Source organism: Vibrio sp. 1562 (genome assembly GCF_033340155.1).
Lineage (GTDB): Bacteria > Pseudomonadota > Gammaproteobacteria > Enterobacterales > Vibrionaceae > Vibrio > Vibrio alginolyticus.
The window spans coordinates 407-881 of the sequence record NZ_JAWOVY010000181.1 but is presented as its reverse complement, the minus strand read 5'-3'; the positions used below and the strand labels follow the sequence as shown (position 1 = coordinate 881).

The 475-nt window shown below is 44.8% G+C and carries 1 protein-coding gene; it reads left to right on the top strand.

The window, feature by feature from the left end:
• On the top strand, nt 1-219 hold a 219-nt coding region (locus tag R7Z49_RS24020), incomplete at its 5' end, for a M24 family metallopeptidase C-terminal domain-containing protein (protein WP_318112233.1).
• Nucleotides 220-475 lie beyond the last annotated feature (256 nt).

The following is a 475-nucleotide window of genomic DNA, read 5'->3' as shown; positions in this document are numbered from 1 at the left end:
ATTGAAGTCGAGCAAAATGAGTTCGGTATTTTTTATGGCTTCGAGACCATTACGCTGGCACCAATCGCCACGAACATACTTGATGTCTCTTTGCTAAGCCATGATGAAATTAACTGGCTAAATCAATACCATTCTCGCGTCTACCAAGCACTCAGCCCCTCTCTTGATGAGCACGACAAAGCTTGGCTTCAGCGCGCAACTCAGTTTGTAGAGCTTTAGACCAACTGCCCTATCTCCCGATTTCATTTTCATTTCAAACTCCCTGTTTGATTGCCGGCCTTCGGGCTGGCTTTTTTTATCCGCCTATGTGCGCACATCTTCTTGTTGCTGAAAGCTTTGCTTTGCACAAATAAATGCCAATGATTAACGCTCATTAGTCGTCACAGAAAGCACTAAATACGCTCCGCCGATGACCAAATACAAAAACGCCCTGCCAATATGACAGGGCGTCTATTTGCGTAAAAATGCACGTTAC